The organism is Virgibacillus carmonensis, assembly GCF_057836705.1.
The window spans coordinates 1-516 of sequence record NZ_JBYQFJ010000418.1 but is presented as its reverse complement, the minus strand read 5'-3'; the positions used below and the strand labels follow the sequence as shown (position 1 = coordinate 516).

Below are 516 nucleotides of genomic sequence, written 5' to 3'. Positions count from 1 at the left end.
AACTTAACTTCTAATGTTTAAGAAATTGATTAGGCCATACCTTTGCTAATGCTGGAATAAACCAAATCACTTTTGACATTTCCTTCAATATAGGATGGTGCTCTATTTAAGTCATTGTTTCCATATCCAAAGGGCAATCTAATCTATTTGGTTCCCTTTGGAATATTTTTTATTCATACTTGGTTTTGAGAACCAAGGATTAAATTTCATTTTCAATATTGGCGAAAATTTAGATGCGTAAAACAGAAACACCACATGTAATAGAAATTCAAAAATTAATTAGTAACAGGTAATTCAAATTTAGTCTCTGTAGTTGCTTTTTGTTCATATGTTAAAAAATATACCTCATCATCGAAACTGTGCGTATACACTAAGTTACCTGTAACTTCTTCTCCAGGCTTTAATTCTTCATTTCTTTCTTTAAAAAATTTGTCATCCGAGGTTTCCGCAACACTTTCTGAAAGTAATTGAGCGGAAATCTTTTCTTTAGGAACAAATGGACGGTCGCTTGTATTT

The 516-nt window shown here is 31.4% G+C and carries 1 protein-coding gene; it reads right to left on the bottom strand.

Features of this window, described 5'->3' with window-relative positions:
* Nucleotides 1-275: 275 nt before the first annotated feature.
* Nucleotides 276-516, bottom strand: a 241-nt coding sequence (locus AC3G7N_RS22655) for a hypothetical protein (RefSeq protein ID WP_489424346.1), incomplete at its 5' end; no start/stop codon positions are given.